The 26,599-nt window shown below is 39.5% G+C and carries 27 protein-coding genes and 1 pseudogene; 22 read left to right on the top strand and 6 right to left on the bottom strand.

Features of this window, described 5'->3' with window-relative positions:
- The first annotated feature begins 113 nt into the window (after positions 1 to 113).
- The 12 genes and pseudogenes from ACNJYY_RS12790 (at position 114) to ACNJYY_RS12735 (ending at position 11,500) form a co-directional block, all read left to right on the top strand.
- Positions 114 to 320, top strand: a complete 207-nt coding sequence (locus ACNJYY_RS12790; protein WP_416728819.1) for a hypothetical protein — start codon at positions 114 to 116, stop codon at positions 318 to 320.
- Positions 321 to 604: 284 nt separating this feature from the next.
- Positions 605 to 3,142, top strand: coding sequence for a cyanophycinase (locus tag ACNJYY_RS12785; protein ID WP_416728818.1), 2,538 nt, complete (start codon positions 605 to 607; stop codon positions 3,140 to 3,142).
- Between the two features lie 203 nt (positions 3,143 to 3,345).
- A complete protein-coding gene (locus ACNJYY_RS12780) occupies positions 3,346 to 3,516 on the top strand; it encodes a YpmA family protein (protein WP_082820684.1) in 171 nt (56 codons plus the stop codon).
- A 12-nt stretch (positions 3,517 to 3,528) separates the two neighbouring features.
- Entirely contained in the window at positions 3,529 to 4,014 is a 486-nt protein-coding gene (locus tag ACNJYY_RS12775; RefSeq protein ID WP_416728817.1) for a DUF5590 domain-containing protein, read from the top strand.
- A 37-nt stretch (positions 4,015 to 4,051) separates the two neighbouring features.
- On the top strand, positions 4,052 to 5,236 hold the full coding sequence (locus tag ACNJYY_RS12770; RefSeq protein ID WP_416728816.1) for a pyridoxal phosphate-dependent aminotransferase: 1,185 nt from the start codon (positions 4,052 to 4,054) through the stop codon (positions 5,234 to 5,236).
- 75 nt (positions 5,237 to 5,311) lie between these two features.
- Positions 5,312 to 6,604: an asparagine--tRNA ligase gene (gene asnS, locus ACNJYY_RS12765; RefSeq protein ID WP_197221194.1), complete on the top strand. Its 1,293-nt coding sequence runs from the start codon at positions 5,312 to 5,314 to the stop codon at positions 6,602 to 6,604.
- Positions 6,605 to 6,932: 328 nt separating this feature from the next.
- The gene (locus ACNJYY_RS12760; protein WP_416728815.1) at positions 6,933 to 7,646 is read left to right on the top strand and encodes a DnaD domain-containing protein; all 714 of its coding nucleotides are present in this window, start codon (positions 6,933 to 6,935) and stop codon (positions 7,644 to 7,646) included.
- A gap of 59 nt (positions 7,647 to 7,705) precedes the next feature.
- A complete protein-coding gene (gene nth / locus ACNJYY_RS12755) occupies positions 7,706 to 8,377 on the top strand; it encodes an endonuclease III (RefSeq protein WP_066395588.1) in 672 nt (223 codons plus the stop codon).
- Positions 8,378 to 8,714: 337 nt separating this feature from the next.
- Positions 8,715 to 9,215 (top strand): annotated as a pseudogene (locus ACNJYY_RS12750) (N-acetylmuramoyl-L-alanine amidase family protein); the annotation flags it as partial.
- On the top strand, positions 9,213 to 9,758 hold the full coding sequence (locus ACNJYY_RS12745; protein WP_416731864.1) for a peptidoglycan-binding domain-containing protein: 546 nt from the start codon (positions 9,213 to 9,215) through the stop codon (positions 9,756 to 9,758). The pseudogene ACNJYY_RS12750 and the gene ACNJYY_RS12745, both read left to right, overlap by 3 nt.
- 81 nt (positions 9,759 to 9,839) lie before the next feature.
- A complete protein-coding gene (locus ACNJYY_RS12740) occupies positions 9,840 to 10,181 on the top strand; it encodes a YpoC family protein (RefSeq protein ID WP_416728814.1) in 342 nt (113 codons plus the stop codon).
- 56 nt (positions 10,182 to 10,237) lie between these two features.
- Positions 10,238 to 11,500 (top strand): glycosyl hydrolase family 18 protein, encoded by a 1,263-nt coding sequence (locus ACNJYY_RS12735; protein ID WP_416728813.1) that lies wholly within the window; start codon positions 10,238 to 10,240, stop codon positions 11,498 to 11,500.
- 89 nt (positions 11,501 to 11,589) lie between these two features.
- Here the strand turns inward: ACNJYY_RS12735 and ACNJYY_RS12730 are convergent, their stop codons facing one another.
- The 3 genes from ACNJYY_RS12730 to ACNJYY_RS12720 all read right to left on the bottom strand — a co-directional run bounded on the left by ACNJYY_RS12730 (position 11,590) and on the right by ACNJYY_RS12720 (position 15,217).
- A complete protein-coding gene (locus ACNJYY_RS12730; RefSeq protein WP_416728812.1) occupies positions 11,590 to 14,220 on the bottom strand; it encodes a transglycosylase domain-containing protein in 2,631 nt (876 codons plus the stop codon).
- A gap of 77 nt (positions 14,221 to 14,297) precedes the next feature.
- Positions 14,298 to 14,903: a Holliday junction resolvase RecU gene (gene recU / locus ACNJYY_RS12725; RefSeq protein WP_416728811.1), complete on the bottom strand. Its 606-nt coding sequence runs from the start codon at positions 14,901 to 14,903 to the stop codon at positions 14,298 to 14,300.
- Between the two features lie 68 nt (positions 14,904 to 14,971).
- Positions 14,972 to 15,217: a glutaredoxin family protein gene (locus ACNJYY_RS12720; protein ID WP_416728810.1), complete on the bottom strand. Its 246-nt coding sequence runs from the start codon at positions 15,215 to 15,217 to the stop codon at positions 14,972 to 14,974.
- A gap of 130 nt (positions 15,218 to 15,347) precedes the next feature.
- On the opposite strand from ACNJYY_RS12720, the gene ACNJYY_RS12715 reads away from it, so the two are divergent.
- The gene (locus ACNJYY_RS12715) at positions 15,348 to 16,304 is read left to right on the top strand and encodes a DUF2515 family protein (RefSeq protein ID WP_416728809.1); all 957 of its coding nucleotides are present in this window, start codon (positions 15,348 to 15,350) and stop codon (positions 16,302 to 16,304) included.
- A 34-nt stretch (positions 16,305 to 16,338) separates the two neighbouring features.
- Here ACNJYY_RS12715 and ACNJYY_RS12710 read toward each other — a convergent pair whose 3' ends face one another.
- Complete coding sequence (locus ACNJYY_RS12710; RefSeq protein ID WP_186320490.1) at positions 16,339 to 16,479, bottom strand: hypothetical protein; 141 nt, start codon at positions 16,477 to 16,479, stop codon at positions 16,339 to 16,341.
- A gap of 213 nt (positions 16,480 to 16,692) precedes the next feature.
- Between ACNJYY_RS12710 and ACNJYY_RS12705 the strand changes: the two genes are divergently transcribed.
- From ACNJYY_RS12705 to ACNJYY_RS12680, 6 genes are all read left to right on the top strand, one after another.
- Positions 16,693 to 17,208 carry a MerR family transcriptional regulator gene (locus tag ACNJYY_RS12705; protein WP_416728808.1) on the top strand — a complete coding sequence of 172 codons (516 nt, stop codon included), beginning with the start codon at positions 16,693 to 16,695 and terminating at the stop codon, positions 17,206 to 17,208.
- A gap of 433 nt (positions 17,209 to 17,641) precedes the next feature.
- Positions 17,642 to 18,010: a DUF1798 family protein gene (locus ACNJYY_RS12700; RefSeq protein ID WP_416728807.1), complete on the top strand. Its 369-nt coding sequence runs from the start codon at positions 17,642 to 17,644 to the stop codon at positions 18,008 to 18,010.
- A 50-nt stretch (positions 18,011 to 18,060) separates the two neighbouring features.
- Positions 18,061 to 18,600, top strand: a complete 540-nt coding sequence (locus ACNJYY_RS12695; RefSeq protein ID WP_416728806.1) for a hypothetical protein — start codon at positions 18,061 to 18,063, stop codon at positions 18,598 to 18,600.
- Positions 18,597 to 19,814 carry a DEAD/DEAH box helicase gene (locus ACNJYY_RS12690; RefSeq protein ID WP_416728805.1) on the top strand — a complete coding sequence of 406 codons (1,218 nt, stop codon included), beginning with the start codon at positions 18,597 to 18,599 and terminating at the stop codon, positions 19,812 to 19,814. Before ACNJYY_RS12695 ends, ACNJYY_RS12690 begins: the two co-directional genes overlap by 4 nt.
- Before the next feature lie 61 nt (positions 19,815 to 19,875).
- Positions 19,876 to 20,172, top strand: coding sequence for a YciI family protein (locus tag ACNJYY_RS12685; RefSeq protein WP_416728804.1), 297 nt, complete (start codon positions 19,876 to 19,878; stop codon positions 20,170 to 20,172).
- A gap of 116 nt (positions 20,173 to 20,288) precedes the next feature.
- A complete protein-coding gene (locus tag ACNJYY_RS12680; protein ID WP_416728803.1) occupies positions 20,289 to 20,594 on the top strand; it encodes a hypothetical protein in 306 nt (101 codons plus the stop codon).
- Between the two features lie 767 nt (positions 20,595 to 21,361).
- On the opposite strand, the gene ACNJYY_RS12675 is transcribed toward ACNJYY_RS12680, so the two are convergent.
- Positions 21,362 to 22,009 carry a cupin domain-containing protein gene (locus ACNJYY_RS12675; protein ID WP_416728802.1) on the bottom strand — a complete coding sequence of 216 codons (648 nt, stop codon included), beginning with the start codon at positions 22,007 to 22,009 and terminating at the stop codon, positions 21,362 to 21,364.
- Between the two features lie 165 nt (positions 22,010 to 22,174).
- Positions 22,175 to 22,510: a hypothetical protein gene (locus tag ACNJYY_RS12670; RefSeq protein ID WP_416728801.1), complete on the bottom strand. Its 336-nt coding sequence runs from the start codon at positions 22,508 to 22,510 to the stop codon at positions 22,175 to 22,177.
- 660 nt (positions 22,511 to 23,170) lie between these two features.
- Here ACNJYY_RS12670 and ACNJYY_RS12665 point away from each other — a divergent pair.
- The 3 genes from ACNJYY_RS12665 to nikB all read left to right on the top strand — a co-directional run bounded on the left by ACNJYY_RS12665 (position 23,171) and on the right by nikB (position 26,593).
- Positions 23,171 to 23,713 carry a hypothetical protein gene (locus ACNJYY_RS12665; protein WP_416728800.1) on the top strand — a complete coding sequence of 181 codons (543 nt, stop codon included), beginning with the start codon at positions 23,171 to 23,173 and terminating at the stop codon, positions 23,711 to 23,713.
- Between the two features lie 389 nt (positions 23,714 to 24,102).
- Entirely contained in the window at positions 24,103 to 25,650 is a 1,548-nt protein-coding gene (nikA, locus tag ACNJYY_RS12660) for a nickel ABC transporter substrate-binding protein (protein WP_416728799.1), read from the top strand.
- A gap of 1 nt (position 25,651) precedes the next feature.
- Entirely contained in the window at positions 25,652 to 26,593 is a 942-nt protein-coding gene (nikB, locus tag ACNJYY_RS12655; protein ID WP_416728798.1) for a nickel ABC transporter permease, read from the top strand.
- The last annotated feature ends 6 nt before the right edge of the window (positions 26,594 to 26,599 follow it).

Genomic DNA, 26,599 nt, shown 5'->3' with positions numbered 1-26,599 from the left:
TGCTTCTTCTTTTTTTTGTTGATTGAGATTCTTACTTGTTTCTTCATTGAAAAGTTGAATGGAGCGTAAGGTTGCCGACTCCTATGGGACGAGCGGTCAGGTGGAGTCTCCTAATGGCGCAAAGCGGCAGGAGGCTCAACGTTCGCCCCATGGAAAGCGTGCAACCTGGAGCGGAAGTCAACAGCATTCATAACAAACGTTCGATCGACTGTCACAGAATCATGCTTTTGAGTAGTTCAAAGCGAGACAAAGCTCATCAGTTCTTTGAACGAGAAGGCTTTGATGGTTCTGTTAGTAGAGGCTTAAAAAAATATTTGTAGGGCATTAACTTTAAAAATCAATCATCTCTTTCTACTAGAGATGATTTTCTTTTTGAAACCAAATAGTTACGTTTCTTATTTTTTTAGGGCGTTTTTTTGGCTCTTTATATGTTCCTAATAATAACCAAACAAACTTGGCTCACAGCTTTTTGTTGATAGACAAGCTTTCCCTCTTTGGCATGTATCTTGCATTAAATTAAATGAATTTTCAAAAAATATTTTAGATTCTCTTGTAGAAGTAGATTTTTTGAAGAGATGTCTATGAATGGAGGAGAAATAATATCTTGAACAAAAAATGGATGTCAGTAACGTTGGCAATGACGCTTGGTCTATCACTGACACTGCCAACAATGAGCTCAGCTAAAAGCAAGGACGATTGGAAAGGAAACCTTGTGATTGCAGGTGGTGCATTAGGCAGTAGCAATAAGGAAGTGTATAACGAATTTATCAGCCTGGCTGGAGGTAAGAAAAAGGCCAAAATTGGAATCATACCGGCAGCAAGCAGTTCCTTAAAATCTTCACAAAGTTTTAAAACAGATCTCATTACATATGGTTTACATGAGCATCAGATCGAGATCGTTCCTCTAGCAAATCAAGATTTCAGCGGTACGCCAGAAGATGAATCAAAATGGAAAAAAAACGCAAACAACAAAAAAATAGCCAAAAAGATTGAGAATTATAGTGCGATCTGGTTTGTTGGTGGAGATCAGCTTCGAATTACAGATACATTAGTAAAACCAAATGGGCATAGGACGAAAGCGTTAGACGCGATTTGGAAGATGTATAAGGAAGGCGGGGTCATAGGAGGAACGAGTGCTGGTGCAGCCATCATGAGAGAAGTGATGATTACGGGTGGTGACAGCTTAGGCGCACTAAACAAAGAATTTGTTATGAAGAATAACCTGAAATCAGGTAAAGAATACGAACCAGTGCATCTTGAAAAAGGGCTCGGATTCTTTAAGTATGGCATTGTAGATCAGCATTTTGATGAACGTGCACGTCTTGGCAGATTGGTGATGACAGCTCTAAAAGAGAAATCAAAGAAACCATTTGCTTATGGTGTTGATGAAGATACGGCTCTTATCGTGAACAACAAACAACGAACAGTAAAGATAGTCGGAAGAAGCGGCGTATCTGTTGTTGATGTTAGTAGTGCGAAGGTGATTGATTCTGATAGAGCACATTTTCAAGATGTTTATATCAGCCATCTCGTTTCAGGCGATGCCTTGAATGTTTCTACTAAAGAATTTTTCATAAGCGATCATAAAGATGAGACGAACGAATATGAGTATTACGAATTCAGGCCACTTGATGCAACAGGAGTTTTTACTTCTTATGGAAGGTTGAAAGAATATCTCTCGTATTCCCTGATTGATAATACGACAACGGATGCTGTGAAAAGTTATTTGTACGATTCTAAAGGGGAAGGATTTCAGCTTACTTTTAGAAAAACGGAAAACACAAAAGGCTATTGGGGTTATAAAGACGGCCAAAAAGACGATTATTCTTTTACAAACGTTGCTTTTGATGCAGCCCCTAAAAAGGTAAGTTTCAAAAAGAACGAGAATGCATTCACTGAGTACAAAAAGTCTTCATTTATGCCTCCAGTCATCGATCGCTCGGAACCGGTTAAAGGAAACCTGTTGATTGTTGGAGGTGCTTTAGGAAGCAGCAATCAGGACGTGTATAATAAGTTCATTGATCTTGCTAAACAAAAAGGAGATTCCAGAGTCGGAATCATACCTGCTGCAAGCTCTAGTTTAGTTACATCTAAGGCATTTAAAGAAGACCTCGTCCGATACGGGATGTTACCAGAGAATATTGAGATTCTTCCTCTTGCTGTAACTGACGACAAAAAAACACCGGACGATGAATCAAAATGGGCTGATTTAAATAAGAACGATCAAGAACTTGCAAAGAATGTTGAGAGACTAGATGCGGTATGGTTTGTAGGTGGAGATCAGACAAAGATCACAGATTCGTTATTGAACAAGAACGGAACAAATTCAAAAGTATTGAACGCGATTTGGAAGACGTATAGAAACGGAGCAGTGCTTGGTGGAACGAGTGCTGGGGCAGCGATAATGACTGATGTAATGATTGCTGGTGGAGGCAGTCATGATACATTAGCATCAGGGTTTACGAATACGTATGACGGAATGCTGCAACAAGAGGGAGGACCTGGTTATCTAGAACGAGGGCTCGGGTTTTTTGAACACGGCATCATTGATCAGCACTTTGATAACAAAGCACGTCTTGGACGATTGATCGCGGTGGCAGATGAAAAAGGTGAACCTAAGAATTTATCATATGGTATAGATGAAGACACGGCCCTTGTCATATATAACGAAGAGAAAAAAGCAGAAGTTGTTGGAAGAGGTGGCGTAACGTTAGTCGATCTGTCTCAACAGCTAAAAAGTCCAGATCTTGGGCAAAGCCAATTTAAGAATATTAAACTATCTTGGATCAATCAAGGAGACATGCTCGATCTAAGAACGAAGAAGATAATCATTAACGAGAAGAAAGAAAGCACGAAGGGTTACGAGTATTACGAACATATCGTCCCGCCTCATTCAGGTGTATTGAGTCCACACGGTATGTTAAACAAATTCATCTCTTACAATCTAGTTGATAATGCTGGAGCGGAGAATGTAAAAAGCTACAGTTTTAATAACGGAAAAGGATTTGAGTTGAACTTTCGTAAGAACGAAGAAACAGAAGGTTATTGGGGATATACGGATGGGCAGAAAGACGATTATTCTTTCGTGAATGTCATTCTTGATATCACTCCGGTAAATGTAAAAATCGATTCAAAAAAATGATCATCTCTATTCGTGACCGACCATCATTTATATCTGGTCGGTTTCGTTATGTTTATTTCTCATTAAAGGAAGCTAGCTAGTTTACAAAGTAAGTCGAAAACAAAGTCATTTTTCCTTCTTATTAAAGGATTCTAAAGTACCTTTTTCGCTAATTTTCTGCTATAGTAAACAAGGAAAAGATCGATGTAAGAGGAGGAAGAACCGTGGAAAGCAAAATTGAAGTTCTTTCGACGCTAAAGGTGGACAAGTCGAGTGACTTGTATAAAGTAGTATCTGAACTGAACAAAACATTAAAGCATCAAGATTTAATGTTTGGACTCGCGTTAGATGACGAAAATAAAAATAAGATGATTTTTACGATCTATCGCACATAGGAAGGCTTAAATATGGGAAAAAAGTGGATACTTGTTATTATTGGCATTCTGATCTTAGCAAGCTGGCAAGCTTATTATCTGTTTAATGGTGTTCAAGCAAAGCCAGCTAAAAAAGAAGCTGAAGCGGTTGAGATCGCGAAGAAAGAAGAGGACCTCGTCTCTATTACGAATGTGGATCACTTTTACAAGAATGAGACGTATTATGTAGTAGAAGGCAAGGATAAAAAAGGCACAAACAAGATCGTTTGGGTCGATAAAGACAAAAAGGTAACCTCTTTGAACGCGAAAGAAGGACTTTCAGAGAAACAGATCCTGAATTATGTAAAACAGAACCATGATGCGAAGACGATCGTCGACAGCCGTTTAGGGATGGAAGACGGCATTCCGTTATGGGAAGTGGTCTATTACGACACGAAGGATCGGTACACGTATTTTTACGGTTATTTTGAAAGTGGTGAGCGATACGAGATCTATCGTCTGAAAGAATCAGATCAATAGAAATCAGATGAATAAAAACGTGGAGGGATTTAGTAGTATGAAGCTTGCAAAACGTGTGGAGGCATTGACTCCTTCAACAACTCTGGCAATCACAGCAAAGGCAAACCAATTAAAGGCAGAAGGGCACGATGTAATCGCACTAGGTGCAGGTGAACCTGACTTTAATACACCGATACATATTATTGAAGCGGCTTATGAGTCTATGAAAGAAGGACACACAAAATATACGGCTTCCGGTGGACTTTTATCATTGAAAAAAGCGATCGTAAACAAGCTGAAGCAAGATCAGGGGTTAACGTATGAAACGTCTGAGATCATCGTTAGTACAGGAGCGAAACATTCGTTGTATTCTCTTTTTCAAGCGATCCTTGATGAAGGAGACGAAGTGATTATCCCTATACCGTATTGGGTGAGCTATCCTGAGCAGGTGAAACTCGCAGACGGTACGCCAGTTTATTTAGAAGGAAAAGAAGAGAATGGATTCAAGATCACAGCTGAAGACTTGAAAAATTCGATCACAGAACAAACGAAGGCACTGATTCTAAACTCACCGAGCAATCCGACTGGATCTCTGTATTCGGCTGATGAACTGCGTGCGATCGGTGAAGTTTGTCTAGAGCATGATGTGTTGATCGTGTCTGATGAAATCTATGAAAAGCTCGTTTATGGCGGAGTGAAGCACACGTCGATCGCAGAGCTTTCACCTGAACTTAAGAAACAGACGATCATCATCAACGGTCTCTCTAAATCTCATGCGATGACCGGCTGGAGAATTGGTTTTGCAGCAGGTGACGCTAAGATCATCAAAGCGATGACGAACTTAGACAGTCATAGTACATCAAATCCGACAACTACCTCTCAGCACGGTGCACTTGCAGCCTATAACGGCACACAAGAACCTGTTGAAGAGATGCGTCAAGCGTTTGAAGAGCGCATGAACAAAGTGTACGACCGTCTGATCACGATTCCTGGCATCACATGTGTAAAACCGAACGGTGCGTTCTATCTGTTCCCGAACGCTACAGAAGCGGTAAGCATGACAGGATTCAACTCTGTTGATGAGTGGGTAGAAGCTCTTTTAGAAGAAGAAAAAGTAGCTTTAGTACCAGGTTCAGGATTTGGTGCGCCTGATAACGTGAGACTTTCTTATGCAACGAGCCTTGATACGATTATGGAAGCTTTAGATCGCATCGAACGTTTTATCAACTCAAAACGCAAGTAATGATTGATTTTTAGAAAGTTCTCCTTCATAATTTTTTTTGGTAGATATTGATAACGTACAGTGGAGGTACACAGAGTGAAAACAACGATTAATAAGCTTAGTGAACACGTAGGCAAGACCGTAAAGATCGGTGCTTGGCTCTCTAATAAGCGTTCTTCAGGTAAGATCGCTTTCTTACAGCTTCGCGATGGATCTGGATTCGTACAAGGTGTTGTCGTAAAGAGTGAAGTTGGTGATGAGATCTTTGCTAAAGCAAAAGGACTTACGCAAGAATCCAGTCTTTACGTAACGGGTACGGTTAAAGAGGACGAGCGTTCAGCTCTAGGTGTAGAACTTGAAGTAACAGATGTTGAAGTGCTTCATCAAGCTGTAGACTACCCGATCACACCGAAAGAACACGGAACAGAGTTCTTGATGGATCACCGTCACCTTTGGATTCGTTCTAAGCGTCAGCACGCGATCTTAAAGATCCGTAACGAGATCATTCATGCCGTTAACGAGTTCTTCTACAACAACGACTTTGCAAAAGTAGATCCTCCGATCTTAACAGGAAGTTCTGCTGAAGGAACGACATCATTGTTCCATACGAAGTACTTTGAAGAAGATGCGTATCTTTCACAAAGTGGACAACTCTACATGGAAGCGGCAGCGATGGCACTTGGAAAAGTGTACTCGTTCGGTCCGACGTTCCGTGCAGAAAAATCGAAGACTCGCCGTCATTTGATCGAGTTCTGGATGATCGAGCCTGAGATGGCTTTCGTTGAACACGAAGAATCCCTTGAGATTCAAGAGCAGTTCATCTCACACATCGTTCAATCTGTGATCAAACGCTGTGAGAACGAGCTGAAGACACTTGGACGTGACATCTCTAAACTAGAGAACGTTAAAGCGCCTTTCCCTCGCGTTTCTTATGACGATGCGATCAAGATGCTAAAAGAAAAAGGATTTGACGATATCGACTGGGGAGACGACTTCGGTGCGCCGCACGAGACAGCGATCGCGGAAAGCTTCGACAAACCTGTCTTCATCACGAACTATCCGAAAGACATCAAAGCGTTCTACATGAAGCCAGACCCTAACCGTGAAGATGTTGTACTTTGTGCAGATCTTATCGCTCCTGAAGGATACGGAGAGATCATCGGTGGAAGCCAACGTATCGATGACCTTGCCCTTATGGAGCAGCGTTACGAGGAGCACGGTTTAACTGACGATGCTTACAAATGGTACTTAGAACTTAGAAAATACGGAAGCGTTCCTCATTCAGGGTTCGGTCTTGGATTAGAGCGTACAGTAGCATGGATCTCTGGAGCGGAGCACGTTCGTGAAACGATCCCATTCCCACGTCTATTGAACCGTCTATATCCTTAATAAATTTTAAAATCTCCCTGTTATGCGGGGAGATTTTTTTTGTTGTTTTAGAAGGTGTAGTAAGTGTGGGGAAAAACGTGCAATTGAGTCGTACTGAGTAAGAATTAAGCCGTTTTTAGATGCAATTAAGTCTAGAATAAAAAAATTAAGTCAAAATCGAACCCAATTAAGTCAAAAAAAGAAAATAAAGGCCGTTCTGCAAATTTCGACAAGCGCCTAGTCTTAGTTCATGAACTTTAAAAACTGCTTTTTTCTCAACATTCACCAGTACAGTGAAAATAAAAAAGCTAGTTATTTATGCTATAATGTAGCAAGAGGTGTTTTAGTGATGAACGGTAATTTATTTGAACGATGGATGGCTGAAGGATCAATCAGCATCCCTAATATGTTAATGAAAACGTACAAACAGATCGGTCTATCAGACAACGAATGCATGTTGTTTATACAGCTTCATGTTTTTATAGAATCAGGAAACTACTTTCCGACACCTGTCGAGCTATCTGAACGGATGTCCGCTTCGAGTGACGAAGTGTCTGCTATGCTGCGAACACTAATCGGCAGAGGTGTGCTTGGCATGGATCAGTTCGAAGATAAAGAAAAAGGCGTCTATTTTGAGGCTTACACGCTTCAGCCACTTTGGAACAGACTTCTTCAAAGCTTGAAAGAAGAAGAGCAGGAGAAAAAAGAGGTACATAAGGAGCATCAGGAACAGAACGTGTTTGTTCGATTCGAAAAAGAGTTTGGTCGTCCTTTATCTCCGATGGAGCTTGAAACACTTAAGATTTGGATGGACGAAGATCAGCAATCTCCAGAGTTGATTCTTTCTGCGTTAAAAGAGTCCGTTTTATCTGGAAAGCTGAACTTCCGATATATTGATCGTATTTTATTCGAGTGGAAGAAAAATGGCATTACAACTACTGAAGCAGCTAAAACGTATGGTGAAAAATTTAGAGTCAGACAGCTGCAAAGAACGGGGATACAAGAGCAGCCTCGTAACGATACTGGTATCAAACGGCCCCAATACAACTGGCTGGAATCGTAATACATGAAAAGGCCTTATACGCTAAGGTCTTTCTTTTTATAACAGGAGGTTACGTAAACGTGTTAAACAAAGCACAGATTCAATTTTGTTTAGAGCAGATCGAGGATATGTTTCCAGATGCTCATTGCGAACTTCACCACTCGAACCCGTTCGAGCTGACGATCGCGGTGCTTCTGTCTGCGCAATGTACGGATGCACTCGTTAATAAAGTCACACCGAAGCTTTTTGAAAAATATAAAACACCGCAAGATTATCTGAACGTTACGATAGAAGAGCTGCAGGACGATATCCGGTCGATCGGTCTGTACCGAAACAAGGCAAAGAACATCCAAAAGCTGAGTGAGCTCGTTATAAACGAGTACGGAGGAGAGATTCCGAAAGATCGAGATGAACTGACGAAACTGCCTGGTGTAGGACGAAAAACGGCAAACGTTGTAGTATCTGTCGCTTACGACGTTCCTGCTATCGCAGTCGACACGCACGTTGAACGGGTTTCGAAGAGGCTAGGCATCTGCAAATGGAAAGACTCTGTCCTGCAGGTAGAAGAAACATTGATGAAGAAGATTCCAAAATCGCTTTGGGGCGCTACTCATCACAGATTGATCTTCTTTGGAAGATATCACTGCAAAGCACAAAATCCAAACTGCCCAGAGTGTCCACTTCTCTCCATCTGTCGAGAAGGTAAGAAGCGGATGAACCAAAAAGAGAAGAAGCTGACTCAGAAAAGATAGCTAAGAGCCAAACCGTAACGCATGCAGTTACGGTTTTTTGTTGTCTTTGAGTTTGGTAGAGTGTGAATGATATTCGGGACTCATAGTGGTATTTAGTGTGGTGAGGTTGTCGTGATTTGCCGACTCGTTGATATATAGTGAAAACTCGCCGTATTATCGTCCAACCTCGTGGTATTATCAACAATATTTCGATGGAAGTATACGTGCCCACCCTACAATCAACTATTTTAAAAAACCTCACAGTATTACTTGCGAAACCTAAATTTTGCACAAAAACCCCATATGTACAAGCAATCACTCTCTTTCTACATACCCTATAGAAAGGAGTGATGTTTTTGTGTCATATTCAATCACATATGACTATATTAAGTTAGGTAATGCAAGACCAGGTACAAAGCTAGACGGGCCATTCTTTGGAGTAGCTCATGATACAGGAAATCCAGGAACTTCGGCCAGAAGCAACCGAAACTATTTTAACAACCAACAACCGAGTGCGAGCGCTCATGTTTTTATAGATGATAAAGAGATCCTTGTGATCATTCCGCTTGATGAAAAAGCATACCATGTTCAGTATGGAACTCAGTTAGACAACGTGCGTTTTGGCCGAGAATCAAATGATGCAGCGATTGGTGTTGAACTCTGCTGGGGAGGCGGGATCAATTTTCAAGAAGCGTATAGAAGATATGTCTGGTTCTGGGGTTATCTTTGTAAAAGTTACAACTGGAGACCACAAGAAAAGATCGCGAGCCACAAACAATTAGATCCAGGGCGAAGAACCGATCCCGATAACGCGTTGAATCGTTATGGAATCACCTTTAATCAGTTCCTAAAAGATGTGGAGAATTCTATATCCAATCAAACAATTCCAACACCAGCACCGAAACCTTCACCTCAACCAACACCAGGGACTAATAATAGTATTCTGAAAAATGGGGACACAGGTCAAAGAGTGAGAGATCTTCAGAACAAACTTAAACGAGCAGGTTACTCTCTTGCAGCAGATGGCGTTTACGGTCCAAATACAGAGAACGCCGTTAGATCATTTCAAAGAAAATACAATCTGACGGTTGATGGAATTGCAGGCCCAAACACATTAAATAAACTTAATGCTGTTTTAACGCAACCAACCAAACCAACTCAACCTGCACCGCCAAAATCAAGTAACTCAAACGGAAGTGCTGTAGTTCCTTATCCAGGATATGTAATTAAAAGAGGTTCAACGGACTCAGCAAACATAAGCAGAATACAGCGTGCTTTAAATATTTCAGCAGATGGTAACTTTGGTCCACAAACAGAATCAGCTGTAAAAGCTTATCAAAAAAGAAAAGGACTAGCTGTAGACGGAATCGTTGGACAAGCCACTTGGAACACACTGTTTTAAAGAGGTACAATAACTGTAGATAAGAGATTATCTTCTTTTGATAAGCTCTTTTTTTTTGTATACAGAGCGGAGGCGTTTTAGATGAAAGAGACTATGGAAAACATTTTTATAGAGTGGAATGAGAGGTCAAAGGAAATTGCGTTGCACTTTAAGAATCGTAACAGACAAAAAGCAAAAGAACCAATGAAATTCTTCTTACAACAGCTTTTGAAAACGTTCTATCTCGGAAATGGAATGCAGCCTGATGATCTGATGAATTATAAAGACGATCTGAAGGGATTCAAGCATCTACCTGTAAACGCGATCGAGCGGCTTTCGTTCATCGAAGATCAGCCAGATCACTATCAATCATACATACAGCTTAGTGAGTTATTTTCTGAATGGGAAAAGAAAAGTGTCATATTAAAAAAGCGCAGTACATAAGGACAAGACACTTGGACATATGATGATGACATGAGACGTTTTTTAGGAGGGGTATCATGCAGATTCATGTGGTGAAACGGGGCGATTCTCTTTGGAGACTTTCGCAGTACTATAAATTGCCGTGGCAGGAGCTCGCTACAGTTAATCGATTGTCAGATAAAGACGTGCTAACAGTAGGACAGACACTTTTCATTCCAACACCTTTTACGTATACCGTTCAGCCTGGTGATTCATTAGAGGAGATCGGAGACAGGATTGGTGTAACTGTCGCACAGCTACAGCAGGCAAATCCCGGTGTGACTGACAGCAACCTCCGACCAGGAACGCAACTGAACGTACCGCAGCGTACGAAGAAAACAATCGTAACGAACGCGTTTGCCGAGCCTAATCCAAAAGCTCAAGCAAATTTTGATGCCGCTGCAAGAGCGCTCACGTACATCACGCTTTTCAGCTATGAAGTGAACGAGAAAGGTGTATTCAAACCACTGAATGATTCTGAGTTCTTAAAAGATGCGAAAAATAAAAACGTACGACCGATCATGGCCATCACGAACATCAAAGACGGCGAATTCAGTGAAGAAGTGGGGACGGCGATCCTAACGAAGAAAGAGATTGCAGATAAAGTGATAAACGAATCCTTACGTATCATGAAGCAAAAAGGATATGAAGGGATCTCGGTAGATTTTGAATACTTAGGAAAACAAAACAAAGAAGCTTACAATCAGTTCCTAAGAACGCTAACAGAGAAGATGCATCAGGAAAACTTTATCGTCATGACTGCGGTTGCTCCAAAAATCTCTGGCACTCAAGAAGGCGAATGGTATGAATCCCATGACTATAAAGCACATGGAGAGATCGTAGATTATGTTATCCTGATGACGTACGAGTGGGGATACAGCGGAGGACCGCCAATGGCAGTTAGCCCGCTTCCATCTGTAAAAAAAGTGCTCGACTATGCAGTAAGTGTGATCGATCCGAAGAAGATTCTGATGGGCATCAATCTGTACGGTTATGACTGGACATTACCGTATAAACCGGGCGGTGAGTTTGCGAAAGCATTAAATCCGGTTCAAGCGACTCAGCTGGCAGGAAAGCGGCAGTCTGCCATTAAATACTCAAGAAAAGATGAAGCTCCTTATTTCCGTTATTGGGATAAACAGAAGAAAGAGCATGTGGTATGGTTTGAAGATCTTCGAAGTATGAGAGCAAAGTTTGACGTAGTCGATCAGTACGGCTTTGCCGGTGTAAGCTTTTGGAACCTCTCGTTTGGTTATCCTGTATTTTGGAACTATTTGCTTGATCGGTATAACATAAAATAGGTGTTCTGAAAAACAGCAGTAGATTGCCATGACTCTTATGAGAATAAAAAAGATCCGCCAGCTAAAAGTTGCTGACGGATCTTTTTTATTTATTGACCGAGAGGAGGGACGAGGCCTCCACCGTTTCCACCATTTTGTTGCCTGCCTCCGTTTTGACCTGGAGGTGTTGGTGTTGTACCAGGCTCACCTTCTGCAGGTGGCTCTGTTCCAGGCTCTTGGCCTGGAGGAGTGCCCGGTTGTTCGCCTTCACCGCCTCCTTGATCTGGAGGAGTACCAGGTTCACCTTCTGCAGGTGGCTCTGTACCAGGCTCTTCTCCCGGAGGAGTACCCGGCTGTTCGCCTTCACCCTCACCAGGCGGTGGCTCTTCACCTTCAGGGCCTTCGATCGTAATCGATGTTCCTGCTGGTTCGCTTTCTGTGTTGTTCTCACTGTCGATCGCTATGACTTGGAACGAATATTTACCTGGAGCAGGAGCTGGAACAACGAACTTCGTATCGTTGATCGTTGCACGTTCCTGCATCGGTCCATCGTTATAGCTTGCGAGAACTCTAAAGGTTACACCTTTTTTCTTACCATATTTCCATTTAACTTCGATCTCGTTCTTATCTTCGTTGTACTTCGCTTCAAGGCCATCGATAGAAGAAGGTTTTTCATAGCTATCACTGATGCCAGGAAGGTCAGTTCCTTTAACGAAAAGCTCGATGATCTTTTCAGAATCAGGTGTGAACTCACTTGCTCGTTTACCTGTTCCTTTTTCCATCGCGACTTCTGTTACGGATTTTGGCTTCTTGAAGTCGGTATTCTTATGATCTAACTCGCTCATGATATCACGGAAGATCTGCTTCGAATAATCCGCTTCATTGTCGTTTAGATATAGACCCTCTTTTAAGTCAGCATAACCTGTCCAAACGGCAGCCGTATAGCTAGGAGTATAGCCTGCCATCCAAGCATCCTTCGTTGCACCATCAGGAAGGCCGTATTTATCTCGATCGTCTTTAGAGTAGTTTGTCGTACCCGTCTTACCCGCTAAGTTAAGTCCGCTAACGTTCGCTTCACGACCAGTACCTCTATCCATAACATCTTTTAGCATATCTGTAATCATATAAGCGGTGTAATCTTTCATCGCCGCTTTTGGTTCTGAATCCACTTCGATCACGCGACCATCAGGGAATTCGACCTTACGGATCGTTGTTGGTTTTGAATAGATTCCTCCGTTACCAAACGATGTATAAGCACCAGCTAGTGTAAGAGGGGAGATTCCTTTTTCAAAACCACCAATTGCATAAGATGGATATGTTGTGTCAGGATCTAAGTCGAATCCTAACTTATTAGCAAAATCAGTTGCTTCTTCAGCCCCAACTTCTTGGAACGCACGAACAGCAGTCGTATTCTTTGATTCTACGAGTGCTTGACGCATAGAGATATCGCCAACGTTTCGGTCGTTAAAGTTGTTGATCGTAATGTCTTTCAATTCTACCGGTTCATCTTTTAAGATATAACCCGTGTTCCACTTTTTGTTTTCAATCGCAGGACCATAATCAAGGATCGGCTTTATCGTTGACCCCGGCTGACGATTAATTTTAGAAGAGAAATAGTTACTTAATTCATTTCCACGACCACTTCCCACTGCTCGGATCGCGCCAGTCTTTGTGTCTAGTAACGCAACACCTGATTGAAGAACTTTGTTTTCATTCTCTAATTTTGCTCTTAATACGTCTTCAGTCGTTTGCTGTGCTTTTGTGTCTAAGTTCGTATAGATCTTAAGTCCAGAAGAGTAGATATCTGCTTCTTCAAGTCCTTCGATATCTTTCAAATCATCGATAACTTGTTTGATATAAGCATCATAAGGACGTGTTTCGGTTTTTAAACTACCTTCATCGATCATATCTTTAACTGGAATACTCTTAGCTTTATCCGCTTCTTCTTTTGTAATGAATTTATGCTGAGCCATTAGATTCAATACAACGTTACGGCGATGTTCAGCTTCTTTAGGATTTACAAGCGGGTTGTAGTAACTAGGTGCTTTTGGCAGACCAGCTAATAGTGCCGCTTCCTGTACTTCAAGCTCGCCAACATCTTTGTTGAAATAAACTTTTGCTGCTGTTGCGATTCCGAATGCTCTATTACCAAAGAAGATCTTGTTTAAGTACATCTCTAAGATTTGATCTTTAGAGTACTTTTGTTCTAATTGGACAGAAAGATATGCTTCACGAATCTTACGTGTAAGAGACTTTTCATTTGTTAAAACCGTATTTTTAATAACCTGCTGAGAGATAGTACTCGCACCTTCTGCTCCAAATCCTTCTCTTACGTTAGCGAAGGCTGCACCAGCGATACGTCGTACGTCTATACCACTATGTTCACGGAACCGCACATCTTCTGTCGCAATAAATGCGTTCTGTACATGTTCAGGAATCTCATTGATCTTCACTCGAATTCGTTTCTCATCACCTGCGACGAGTGCTGCTTCATCGTCGTTCATATCCATAATCTTAGAGGATACAGGTGTTTCAAGTTTCTTAGGATCTAATTTAGGAGAAGTAGCGGCAATAACGCCGATCGTTAACAGTCCTAAAACGCCTAATATAAGAGCAAGGATTAAAAGGGTCTTCTTCCAATTGCGTCCTCGTCTCGGTTTTTTTGTTTTTGATTTATTTGCCGGTTTGGAACTATCACTCGATTGTCTGCGTTCCATACGGCTTCGGTAATCTTTTGACATTGTTTTACCAACCTTTCAACTTCATAAAAAAATGAACACGTTCAATTATTCGACGGCATTTGACAATTTATGAACGACTAAAAATAGACAGAATCTACCACTTGTAAGTAATTAAGCCGAGGTTGATACCCGATAGTAATAGAATGTCCTTTTTCCTCGATTTCAGCCTTTGGTATAGATTTTCTGCCTTCCCTCTGTTCTTTCCAAAACGTGATCAAGTGGGAACTGTCGAATAAATAGCTCTCATCTGTTGCGGAGAAACGAAGGATGACGAACGAGATCCCATCATGATCTAAGATGTGCTGCATATGAAGTAACTGATGTTCATGAAAGTTCTTTAGTGGGAAGCTCGTCTTATTCTTTGTTTCTTTTGCCTCAAAGTCAATGTATCTTCCTTTATACACCCCATTGTAGTCTGTCGTGGAAGCGAGTTTAAAGTATGCTTCTCGAATGACAGCGGCAGATCGTTTTGGATACTCTACATTTACGATCTGAACCGGAGTAGGTTTCTTATGGATGATCGCTTGATTGGTTAAAAGATAATATTCGTTGCTCTGATTGATATCATCTTCTAACGACATTCCTCTGTTGCTGTACGAAATATCCTTTTTGATAGAAGATGAAGATTGTTTTTTCACGATAGAAGTCACTTTCTTACCGTTTGGATAATGAAAGGTGCCCATGATTCATCTCCTTTACAACGAAAGATGGCTATGCGCATGAACAAACGATACACATAGCCGTTAGATGTTTACTTTTTTAGTAGTCGAGAAAGTTCTTCTTCTACAAAGCCCATGACGACTTCTTTTGAGTCCTCCGTTTCAATAACGGTTACAGGAGTTGCAGAAGCGCCGAGATCGATCACTTCTTTCATATAGGCTTGCGATTTACGAATATCTCGTTCTTCAAAAGGAATCTCGTTTGCTTTTAGCCACTCTTTTTCTGCAAAGCATGGAGGGCACGTTTCTTGTGTATAAAGTATTACTGTCTTCGCCAAAGGTCTATGCCTCCTTTTTCCAAATACATCTTACATAACCATTAGTTTACTCTTTTTTCTTATATGACACAAATATTTTATAACACGGAAGCAAACGATAGAAAATAGGACAAAAGCATGGAGGAAGAGCGTGGTACAGCATAATGAGGATATCATTCAACACATTTTGAGACGTACGAATTCACAAAATCGTGACAATATTTCACGTACCGTAAGCTATGCCACATTTTTTAAGAACAACCCTGAGATCAGGTGGGCGATGCTCGCAAGTCTTGTTTCGAGAAATGCAGGTTACAGCATGTGTGACTTAAAAGGGGACTGGTTGCCTAGGCTGTTGTCTAAAGATACTAGAAAGCATTTATTCCTAACGTATGAACGCGCAAACTGGCTGATCTTTCAGGATGCGTATCCCCAGCTTTTGATCTATGAGTATTCGAAAAAAAAAGAAGAGCCTAATTTTCATCTGCTCAGATACTTTGGGGTTTCTTCATTTATGGTTCATGAGTGGGAAAGATTCTGGAAAGAGAAAGATCTGAAGAGAATTTGCACGTCACTAATCATTAATGAACAACACGTGATCGAAAAGCCGGTAATAGAGGATGGGTTTTACAAAAAGAGAATCTTTTCTAAGGTGCCGTTTCTCTTACAAGATTATATGCATTTTAGTACCGTACTTTTTCCTTTAGAGAGTGGGGAAGTGATAGGAATTTCCGTTCATGGATTTAAAAAGACAAAAAATAGGATCGAAACAGGTAAAAAACTGTATACCATCTTGTTTGAGTCAGAGTGGAGTGAAGAGATTCTTTCTTTTGCAGATAAAGTCACTCATACAGGATCAAGACATGATTTTGAAGCCTATGTCTATCCCGGTAAAAAAAGAGAGACTCCTTTTTTACGTATCGCGTTTCCGATCATCGAACACCATAGGTCTAAAACAAAAGACTGGTATCAAAAAAGAGTAAACACTGAAAAGTTTTATGAACCGATCGAACCATTGCACCGGGTCGTGTTAACAGATTGGTATAAACAAAAGCAAAGGCAGCTGAAAATAGGAATCCTCTTAAAAGAGTGGATGTTGCATGCATAAAAGAAGACGGCTTTTTTGAGCCGTCTTTACTTGTTTATGTGCTAGGAATATCAGGGCCGTTCAGCTTTTTGTCACCATAGCCTGTGCTGTTCTTTTGCTCTCTTTTTTGAGTACCAGTTTCTTCTTGAGATGTATACTGATCCTGCTGCTTTTGCTGTTTGCTGTCTTGGTTCATTTTGGCACCTCCTTTTTGTATCACCTGAACTGTCCTTAGTTTTGGTGCTGTTGCGACTGAATATACAAACAATCAACAAAATGAGTGTCGAAATTGTAGTGATTCCGTTGTATTCCACTTTCTTTGCCGAATGAAAACTAGTTTTGTCAGGTGTGAAGGGGATGTGAAGATGATGCTAGAAAATAGTACTCACAAGAAAACGGGGAGGGATTCATGATGGAAATGGTGTTGATGAAAACCAAAACGGTCTCTGAGGAACTTGGGGTGAATCCAACAACGGTTCAGCGTTGGGTCAGACATTTTAATATACAATGTGACAAGAATGAGCATGGTCATTATCTTTTCAAACAAGATGATATCGATCAGTTAAGAGAGATTAAAGCTCAGCTCGCCAACGGACTTTTAATGAGTGATATTCAAGTTCAGTCCATGCAGTCAACCGAGCGATCAATGGAACTGCCAACCCAATTTGAAGATAAATTCGATCGTTTGAACAGAGCGATAGAGGCACTAGAGAAAAAAGTGGAGGAAAAAGCAGATGGGGTCGTTTCCTATCAAATGTTACAGCACGCGACAGAACTTGAAGAACTGATCAAAAAGATGGAGAACATGGAAGCCCGACTGCAAGATCTAGAAGTGGCACTTTTGAAGCAGGATTATCCTGAAGAGCGATTGTATGTTAAAGAAAAATCAAAGAAGAACTGGTTCGTCAGTTTGTTTACTCTATAAACACTTTTAAATAAGTAATTTTTATTACTAAGTGGCTACTGTTATCTAAGTTTTGTTGTTTACTTCATTGACTAGTTGAATGGAGTGGAAGATGCGAGACTCCTACGGGACGAGCGGTCAGTCCCAAATGTGGAAGTGGCTCGTTCAGCCCCGACAAGCAAAAGGGGAATGGGCTAGGAAGGCGCAGTTTGCCTTCTAGACTGTTCAACTTTTGACCTCGAGGGGCTAGCCACTGCAACTAGACAGGGTGGAGACTCCTAACGGCGCAAAGCGGCAGGAGGCTCACCGCACGCCCCGTGGAAAGCGAGTATCTGGAACGGAAATCAACCACTTTCAAAAGCTCCAGAGAATATCAGAATACATCTAAAAAAAATCAAAAAGTGTAAGTCTCTTCATTCTTTGGTAGGATATAAAGAATGGGGGGACTTTTTTAATGGACCATTTATATACATTAACAACCGAGCTAATCGCTGATATAGATGAAGCGTTTCATATTTATAAGACAGAAACCAAAACGAGAGAAACAGAAGCGGACTTTTTTACAGAGGTAAAACCTTTTGCCGATCGCATTCATTTTCGTGTAAGAGACTGGGAGCCGCTCGCGAGAGACTGGGTGATCATCAATAAGCCTAAATATCTTTACCCGATTCAGATCAAGACCGCTGCTGAAAACATCGGCTATCTTGGTGTTTATGTCTTTCAAAAGAAAATGAAAGATAAACGAATCACAGAAATGGTGAAATCTGTTCTCTATGTATTGAATCAGCTAAAGAATCAAATGGCGGAAGACGAAAATAAATAATTTCACGTACCGTACTTAAATATTGTTTTTAAAAATAGGGAGAGAACAAGATGTATCATCCATCTGTTTATGATAATCTAAAGGTTGTGCTCGAAGGAGCAGTATATGACCTAGATTTTTCAGGAGAAATTGAGATCATTAATCGTAAAGACTTAATGGATCAAGCTATTATTGAAAGAAATTATTCGGTTGACTTTGTAGTTTCAGCGATCGGAGAAGCAATGAAAGGGACTATCACCTTAACTTCAAATCTAGAGGACTTGGCAATGGAAAAGTTGAACGATAACCCTGAAGGAGCAGGCAGTAAACTTTCCTGCGTGATCGAGACTCCGGTTTATGAAATAGAAACAGATTGTAAGCAGCTTCAATCTATTCTGAAAAAATGGGGAAGCGGAGATTTAAAAGGTGACATTCAGCAAAAACTTACTTATATATATGGCCAACCAAGACACGTATTTACCAACACGATCTCTATACAACTTCAAAAGCCGGTTTCTGAAGAGGAACCAGAGCGAATTTCATCTGTACTTGAAGAGTTAATAGCGTCAATAAAAGAAATGAATGAATATTTTAAGGGGTATAAAAAATGACACAATCGCTACAGAATTTTCCGGAATTTATCCGAAACGCTTGGGACAAAAGCGGGTTTTCAGCATTTACAGACATTCAAGAACGATCAATTCCTGAACAGCTAGAAAACAAAGATTTAATCATCGAATCTCCAACTGGAACTGGTAAGACTCTTGCTTATGCACTACCAGCACTATCAAAGTTAAACCCAGAAGTAAAGAATGCTCAAGTTCTCTTTTTAGCACCAACACGAGAACTAGCGATGCAAATTTACGATGTATGTCAAAAGTTTACCGAAAACAGCGGACTAAGCGGGGCATCTCTCATCGGTGGAGCTAACATGCAGCGTCAGTTAGATAAATTAAAAAAGAAACCGCAATTTATCGTAGGTACACCGGGACGAGTAAAAGAATTGATCCAAAACAAAAAACTTAAAGTACATGAAGTAAAAACCATTGTGATCGATGAAGCTGACCACATTATTGAAGCCGGGTTTAACGGTGACGTTGAACAAGTAATCGCAGCAACACTAAAAGATCGTCAGCTAGTATTCGTATCCGCTACGATCAATAACAAGACGGAAGATTGGTCAAGAAAATTAGCTGTAGCACCAGTTATTGTTAAAGTCGAAAAAGACCTGGTAAAGAGCGAAGTCACACATACGTTCATGGTGTCTGATTACCGTGATAAAGTTGAAAACTTACGTAAGCTGATTCGTCACACACCTGGTATTAAAGCGATGGTCTTCATCAATAGTTCGATGAAGATGGATGAGTTCGCAACGAAACTTGAGTATAAGAAGATCAAGCTAGGTGTATTAGCGGGTAATTCAACTAAACAAGATCGTCAAAAAGTGATCAACGACTTCAAGAATGGAAAGATTCCTGTTCTTTTAACAACAGATGTTGCGACACGTGGATTAGATATACCTGACGTTACACACGTGGTTCATTTTGAAATGCCTGAAGACGTAAAGCAATACGTCCACCGATCTGGAAGAACAGGGCGTATGGGAAAAGAAGGTACAGTTGTATCTTTAGTAACGAAAGCAGAACTAACTTCTGTGAAAAAATGGACTGCAAAGATGGATGTACCTCTTCAAAAGCAGCTGCTTGAAAAAGGACAAGTCATCGTAGAAGAAAGTGCTAGTAAAGGACCTTCCACTAAACGCACTGCACCGAAAAATGAAAAAAGTATGCAGCGAAAAACAGACGTATCTAAAAAAAGAAGATAGTCGCAGTTAAAGGATTTTTAATAAATCGATAGAATTCTTTCTCTAAAGGGGAGAGATACGTTTGGAAATCACTGAATTCTTATATCAGATTAAGCCAGTTAGAGCAGATTTAATGGAAAATCAAACACAAGAGGAACAAGAAAAGCTTCAATCTCATTTTCTGTACCTTCAAGATTTGTTAGAGATGGGAAAATTGGTATTGGCTGGACCATGTCTGGATGCATCGTTTGGTGTTGTTATTCTTCAAAATACAAATGAAGAAGAAGCACAAGAAATTATGGAAAATGATCCAGCAGTCAAGGGGAAGATCATGACTGCAAACCTGTATCCTTTTCGCGTTTCATTAATAAAGAATTAACACTTCTTAGCACTGTAACCCTCGGATGGTTGCAGTGTTTTTTAGTTATAAAAGGTTTTCGTTAAAATTCAGAGAATATATGTAACGGTAATGAAGAATTTCTGGAGGCGTTCGAAATGTTTGGTTTGTTGAATGTTGGAAGTCTGGTGTTAGGGTTAATTGCTTGGATTTTGCCAGTTGTAAACTTATTGCGGAAGAATAGAAATAGTTGGATGACGTTATCCATGATTAGTATTTGTGCATGCGCGATATCACTATGTTTTCAAATTTTTTATACATACTATAAGGTGACGATAGAAGATTGGAGCGCACTCATGGATACGATGTATACCACTGCATTTGCTTCAGCAGCTCTTTTACTCGTTACCATCACTTTAAATGTAATGACATTGGTTGTTTATCGTGGCAAAACTGCGAGTTAACGAACCTAAAAATGGTGTAGAAGCTAGAAAAAGGGTAATCAATCAAGATTCCCTTTTTCTTTTTGACTTTTCTTTTCATAATACTCATACCTTAACTTACGTTGACGTATCTGCTCTACTTGCCAATCCACAACTTTAATGAGAGATATTAATACAAGAATTGGGACTCCGATATATAAAAATAAAGTTAAAAAAAGACCTAAGTACGTTAATTCCATACTTTTAACATGACCCCCAATATTTTAATAAAAACAACCTTATTTTAACATTAAGATTTGTAAAATTAAGTAAATTTATTATAATTATAATAACATCTTCTGACAATGACTATTTTTATATGTAAGAAAGGTGGAATACGACGTGAATTTTATTTAGACACAGCAAAACCTTCCAAAGATAATTCTTTAAACCGATTTGTGAGGTATGGCAATATTGTTAAACGTGCAAAAGATGACTAATCTTACATCATTTTAACAGTCTTATAATCTGATCAGCAAATATAGAAAGGAAGTGGACTCATGTTTTGGTTATACTTTTTAATCCCGTTGACTATTATCATTGTATTAGCTGTTTTGGTTGATAAACAAAATAAAAAGAAGGGTCTGAAAACAAGAGTAAAGCATAGTGATATTAAACATCTGTGTATGCAAGAACCTCCTGAAAGCAGTCGCTCAACAAAATAGATTTTAACGAATCCTTATGAAAACACAGCAAACCGCCCAGTTACAAACTGGGCGGTTTTTCTATTTAGAGCCTTCTTTTAATCCTTACCACCAAACGTTCCGATAAGGCTGAACGTGCGGAGTTTCAGGATGTTGTTGAACATACTGCATCTGCTGATACGTTTGATTATGGTTTGGTTGGTAGTTATGATCAGCGTTTCGCTGACAATTCGTGTAAGGCCCTATATAAGTAGAAGGTTGAACAGGGGCAACGGTTTCTTTCCATTGATTCTCGTCAAGACAATACGTATGCGCCATAACATTGGCAGGAGTGAATCTAAGTAAATCTGAACCAAGAATAACTTGTGGAGTGGGTGCATTAAAAATGGCTAGAATATGAGTGTTATCTTCTAAAGCGATTTCGTAATGCCACCAGCCTTGAGGAACGTTTGCCACTTGGCCGGGTGTGATCTTAAAATTCAATAACTGTTTGGTAAATGGATTCAGAATCGATACAAGAACAGAACCTGAAATACAGTAGACAAGTTCAGCTGCATTCTGATGATAATGAGGTTCAACTACATTGTTCGTACTCATAAATATGTCTAATAATGATACGTTCTCTAAAGTATTCAACTGGTTGATACCCAATACATTGATATAATTTTGGCTGTCTTTCTTGAATAGAGGACTTGTATTTACATCAAAGGTATATTGAGCAGAGGGAGATGTATAATCCATATATGCAACCATAGGGTGCTTCACCTCTTCTTAGGCGTTTGCCAACTTTGTATGTATGGTATGCAAACACAAATCATTGGGTGTTTTTAATAAGGAAATTGTAATACAAATGATGTTTAAACAACGGAAACAAGAGATCTCTTTGAAGATTCCTTGTTTTACCTAACGAAATTATTATTAAGTGTTTGTGAATACGAAAGTAGTAATAATAAACACAATGCCATTGGAGATCAGTGAAAGGATTAGACCAATAATAGCAAGAATCTTTTTCTCTCTTCCCTTAAATAATGTGTAGCCACATAGCAGTAATGACAGAGGAGAACCAATAGCAACTGTATAGATCAGAAAGTTGCCACTTGTACTATACATGGTCAGAATTAATAATAGTGGAACCATTAAAGAAGCATAACTCAACCAAGAAAAACGTTTATTCTTCTCACTTCTATCCCTATACCACGCAAAAATACCTATTGATAAACCTAAAAGCATAAGTAGGATAAAGATTAAATCCAAAAAATCCCCTCGATTCAGAAAATTTATCATGCTTTTTCCATTTAGCATTATAGCATATTTTGGAAAAATTAATTGTAAAATTTTAGTATTTAAATAATAATAGTTAAAGAAGGGTCATTTGTTATAAGGACAAATAAAAATTAGACAAATTAAAGAGTAAAAATGATTCTTATAAGAAAAGGGATAGCTGCTATTATTACTAGCTTCATTATGACCTTGCTAAATATTGTGATTATCGGTTTAGAGTTTAGTATTTTTATAGCTTTTTATTTAGTTCCATTCGTCATTTTATATGGATCCTTTTCGTCCATGTTGTCTGATTACATGATTAAGCGGGTACATCCATCTTTTAAGCTTTTATTATCAGGTGTTATTCATATTCTATTTGGCTTACTTTTCTTAATTTATATTTTGATACGTGAACAAGGGTATTATGATTTGGAAAACATAATATGGAATATGATCTTCATCCAATCTATACTTTGTTCTTTATTCTTTTGGATGATTGACGAAATGTTAAAGAAAAAGGCCATATTGATATGGTTTAAAGAGAAGTTGACTAGAATTGGTGAGTTGAGGTTATAAATGAAGTGGTTCAAATCGTGCACCTTTACCTCCAATAAGGGTACACGCCTAAAGGACCAAAAGGGGATAGTCACAATGACAAAGACAAAAAAGCTAATTGGAGGCATATTATCGGTAGCTGTTGCGTTAAGTGCCTGCAGTTCTAGAGAAGATATAGCTGTTCAAGATGATTCAACTTACACTGAAGATGAAACCTATCCAACGTCTTATTCAGAAGAGCCAACCTACGATGAAGCTGTTGAAGAGGAGATTGATCTAGATCATTTGCAATCTCAATATCCGGATATGGATTTAGAAGCAATGGAGAATCATATAGAAGAAAACGGACTGGAATATCAAGAGGATGAGCTTATCATGTTTTTAGATGATGTCTATGAAAACGGAGAATCTACTCTTGATTCCAACTATTATGCCAATGAAAGCTCGTTTCCGTGGTGGATATTCTTATTAGCAAATACAACTAAAACGAAACCTACAGGAAAAGTTAACTTTACGAAACCAGCTACAACTGCTCCTTCAACGGTTAAACCAGCAACAAAGCCGAGTACGAATGTGACAACATCTCCTTCATCAACAGGTTCAGGCTTTGGATCAGGAAGTAAGTCGTCTGGATCTTAAATCGTCATATTACTTTATATTCTGTTACTTATACAAATCCCTTAAACCCATCATTGATGGGTTTTTATAATTATACTTCGTTCAGTGATTGACGATAATTTTATTAAATGATAGAATTCGATATGTAAATCGTAATGATTACGCTTAAAGTGAAAGTGAGGAGGGCAGGACTTTTAAAAGAACCAGAAGAGCGAGCATAAAGAACACCTTGTACAAGGGTATCTTAGATTATAAGATCACTTCGCTTCTTTGTGTTCATGATTACTTTACTTGATACATAGGTATTATTTCTTCATCTTTCAATTAATTAATTTCTAGCATTAAATTTTTTTTGGTATTCAAACCGTAATGATTACGATTATAAACTAATAGGCAAGGAAGGTAAATGAATGAGAAATTATAAGAATATTTTAGTAGGAATGTTATGTTTGGTTCTAGTATTTATCGCTGGTTGTTCTACTACACAAAATAGCTCAGAAAAACAAGAAGAAGAAAAGAAGAATGTTAATATGATTTTCAGTTTTAAAGCAGCAAACTTAGATCCGCATACTGGCTTTATTCCTATTCGTGCTGGACTTACTGAAACGTTATTAAAATTGGATGATAAATCCAATATTGAAGGCTGGCTAGCTGAAAAATGGGAAACAACAGATAACGAGAAGTGGGTCTTTGAAATTCGAGATGATGTAAAATTCCAAGATGGTAAAAAACTTGATGCTGAATCTGTCAAACAATCATTAGAAAGAAGTATTGAAGCGAACGAATCGTTAGGTGATTCTCTCAAGATTAAATCTATGGAAGCAGATGGACAAGCACTTACCATTCATACGACAGAGCCCTATCCTGCACTTCCATCCGAACTTGTAAATCCTTACACATCAATTGTAAACATGGAAGCAGCCAAGAAAGATGGAGAAGAAGCGTTTAGAAATAACCCTATCGGAACAGGTCCGTTTAAAGTAAAAGAATTTAAATCCAATCAATTTGTTGAAGTTGAAAAAAACGAAGACTATTGGGCCGGAGAACCGAAACTGGACTCAGCCAAAATAAAGTTTAATGAAGATGCTAACGTAAGAGCACTTGCCCTACAGTCTAAAGAAGCTGATGTTGTATACAATCTCCCTGCCGAGAGTCTAGATACGATAGAAAAGGATAATAAATTGAGAGTTGAATCCATTCCTGGACTTCGAGCGCATTTTGTTCTATATAACAGCCAAAGTAATAATGTTAAAGATTTAAAGGTTAGACAAGCACTAGACCTCTTGATTGATCGCAAGAGTGTTGTAAATGACATCATGCTAGGACACGGTCTTGAAGCTAACGGTCCATTTAACAGTACATTGCCGTTTGGACTAGACGAAGAAGTATCAGAATTGAACGTGGAAAAAGCTAAAAGCCTTTTAACTCAAGCGGGCTACAAAGAGAATGCAGAAGGGTTAATGGAGAAAGACGGTAAACCGCTAACTCTTGAACTAGTTACGTATAAAGCCCGTCCAGAACTACCTCTAATTGCGCAGCTACTTCAATCTGACGCAGGTAAAGCAGGAATCAAAATCGATATAAAAACAGTTGAGAATGCAGATACACATTTAGTTGAGAACAAGGATTGGGATCTAGCGACTTATAGTAACAATACCTCTCCAAGAGGAGACGGAAGCTACTTCTTTAACACTGCTTTCACTGAAACAGGAGCTTTAAATGTTGGAAAGATCAACATTCCTGAACTTAACACTCTAATTGAAAAGTTAAACAGAACAACAGATCTAGACGAGCGTACAAAGCTGACACAAGATGCCTCTAAGGTAATCAACAAAGAAGTTGCCCATAGCTATGCCGTTTATCCAAATATCATTATTGGAATGAACAAACGCATTGTGAACTGGGAGCCTACAGCAGAGGAGTATTATATTCTAACACACAATATGGATGTGAAATAATGTGCTTACGATTATAAAGAATAGGGTTACTCAGCTGGTTGTCGTTTTATTCATTCTATCCCTATTTACGTTCACATTAATGAAGATGGCACCAGGTGATCCGGTTCTTACCATTCTAAATGCCGATGAGATGGTCGTAACAGAAGAAGATCAAGCTGAGCTTAGAAATAAGCTTGGCTTTGATCAGCCTCTGTATGTACAATATGGCAAATGGATATTCAACCTCATGCAGCTTGATCTAGGAAAATCATACATGTCTGGGAAACCAGTTATTGAAGAACTGTTAACGCGCATACCCATTACGGCTGAACTTACATTTTTTGCAATGACTATCATGCTATGCATTACTGTTCCACTTGGGGTATGGTCTGCAATATATGTTAACAAATGGCCTGACCAATTAAGTCGGATTTTAGCATTGATCGGAGCATCGATACCTAATTTTTGGCTCGGGCTCATCTTAATCTATCTCTTTGCGTTTAAATTAGGTGTTCTACCTTCGTCAGGAATAGGGTCCTATTCTCAGATCATCTTACCTGCCTTTACATTAGGTTTTACGTTTGCAGTAGTTTACGCAAGGCTGCTTCGAGCTGGCCTTTTGCAAAGTTTGTCTGAGGATTATATCTATGCAGCAAGAGCAAGAGGTGTCAAAGAGTGGAGAATTCTATGGTTGCATGCGTTTAGAGCTGCTGTTCTCCCTGTTCTGACCATTTTCGGCTTAAGTTTAGGTAGCTTCTTAGGTGGAGCAGTAGTAGTTGAAATTTTATTTTCTTGGCCAGGATTAGGAAGCCTTGCCGTAGACGCTATATTTAACCGAGACTATCCGGTTATCCAAGGATATGTTTTATTAACTGGGGTATTTGTTGTATTAACAAATCTCTTAGTTGATTTATCTTATTATGTGATCGATCCAAGAATGAAACGAAAAGAGGAGGCATTATGAAGATGA

The sequence above is a fragment of the Fictibacillus tiangongensis genome, assembly GCF_048083785.1.
Lineage (GTDB): Bacteria > Bacillota > Bacilli > Bacillales > Fictibacillaceae > Fictibacillus.
Note: the sequence above shows the minus strand (reverse complement) of the source record. Positions and strands in the feature narration are given on the sequence as shown.

Coding starts and splice junctions, on each gene's coding strand:
- ACNJYY_RS12790 (WP_416728819.1), top strand. CDS start 114: ATGGCGCAAAGCGGCAGGAGGCTCAACGTTCGCCCCATGGAAAGCGTG.
- ACNJYY_RS12775 (WP_416728817.1), top strand. CDS start 3,529: ATGGGAAAAAAGTGGATACTTGTTATTATTGGCATTCTGATCTTAGCA.
- ACNJYY_RS12770 (WP_416728816.1), top strand. CDS start 4,052: ATGAAGCTTGCAAAACGTGTGGAGGCATTGACTCCTTCAACAACTCTG.
- ACNJYY_RS12760 (WP_416728815.1), top strand. CDS start 6,933: ATGAACGGTAATTTATTTGAACGATGGATGGCTGAAGGATCAATCAGC.
- ACNJYY_RS12740 (WP_416728814.1), top strand. CDS start 9,840: ATGAAAGAGACTATGGAAAACATTTTTATAGAGTGGAATGAGAGGTCA.
- ACNJYY_RS12735 (WP_416728813.1), top strand. CDS start 10,238: ATGCAGATTCATGTGGTGAAACGGGGCGATTCTCTTTGGAGACTTTCG.
- ACNJYY_RS12730 (WP_416728812.1), bottom strand. CDS start 14,220: ATGTCAAAAGATTACCGAAGCCGTATGGAACGCAGACAATCGAGTGAT.
- recU (WP_416728811.1), bottom strand. CDS start 14,903: ATGGGCACCTTTCATTATCCAAACGGTAAGAAAGTGACTTCTATCGTG.
- ACNJYY_RS12710 (WP_186320490.1), bottom strand. CDS start 16,479: ATGAACCAAGACAGCAAACAGCAAAAGCAGCAGGATCAGTATACATCT.
- ACNJYY_RS12705 (WP_416728808.1), top strand. CDS start 16,693: ATGATGGAAATGGTGTTGATGAAAACCAAAACGGTCTCTGAGGAACTT.
- ACNJYY_RS12700 (WP_416728807.1), top strand. CDS start 17,642: ATGGACCATTTATATACATTAACAACCGAGCTAATCGCTGATATAGAT.
- ACNJYY_RS12695 (WP_416728806.1), top strand. CDS start 18,061: ATGTATCATCCATCTGTTTATGATAATCTAAAGGTTGTGCTCGAAGGA.
- ACNJYY_RS12690 (WP_416728805.1), top strand. CDS start 18,597: ATGACACAATCGCTACAGAATTTTCCGGAATTTATCCGAAACGCTTGG.
- ACNJYY_RS12680 (WP_416728803.1), top strand. CDS start 20,289: ATGTTTGGTTTGTTGAATGTTGGAAGTCTGGTGTTAGGGTTAATTGCT.
- ACNJYY_RS12675 (WP_416728802.1), bottom strand. CDS start 22,009: ATGGTTGCATATATGGATTATACATCTCCCTCTGCTCAATATACCTTT.
- ACNJYY_RS12665 (WP_416728800.1), top strand. CDS start 23,171: ATGACAAAGACAAAAAAGCTAATTGGAGGCATATTATCGGTAGCTGTT.
- nikA (WP_416728799.1), top strand. CDS start 24,103: ATGAGAAATTATAAGAATATTTTAGTAGGAATGTTATGTTTGGTTCTA.